General features: G+C 43.8%; 1 protein-coding gene. It reads left to right on the top strand.

Annotated features, from left to right (window positions below; translation table 11 throughout):
- Positions 1-251: 251 nt before the first annotated feature.
- A partial coding sequence (locus AZ66_RS29485; protein ID WP_156160145.1) for a transposase occupies positions 252-568 on the top strand: 317 nt, incomplete at its 3' end.

The raw sequence follows: 568 nt of genomic DNA, 5'->3' as shown, positions 1-568 counted from the left end.
TTAGATCAAGTAATTCCGGCTTATGAAGGAGTGTTTAGCGACCTATACTCAGCTACATCACTACAAGTGCTCAGAGCTGTCTGCAAGGACAAATGGATGAGGCGGAGATTATAGAGAAAGTACTAATAAAACATGCTGGAAGATCTCGCAGTCAAAGCTGGATAAGAGAGAAATCGATAAGATTAAAAGAGGTATTAAGCAAGTGAAAGGAAGGGTGGATAAGTCCATTTCAAACGGAAGCGCTGAAAGGGATGATTACGCTGCTACTAACATTTCAAGCCCAATTGAAGCAGTTAGAACAGCAAATGGAGGATATATCTGTTGAACTACCAGAGGTGGATTTATTGAAATCCATTTCTGGGATAGGAGAAAAGCTGGCAGCGGCTATAATAGCGGAGATAGGGGATATAAAGCAGTTTGGACATGCTAAGCAGCTGGTAGTTTATGCGGGACTAGATCCGAGTGTGCACAGTTCGGGGAAATTTACAGCTAGCAGTAACCGAATAACGAAGCGCGGGTCAAAACGTCTGCGTAGATCGTTGTATATAGCGGTGCAGTGTCGGCAGGG

It is taken from the genome of Paenibacillus sp. E194 (genome assembly GCF_000935845.1).
Classification (GTDB): domain Bacteria; phylum Bacillota; class Bacilli; order Paenibacillales; family Paenibacillaceae; genus Paenibacillus_B; species Paenibacillus_B alvei_B.
The sequence above is the reverse complement of the archived record's forward strand: the minus strand, read 5'-3'. Positions and strand labels throughout refer to the sequence as shown.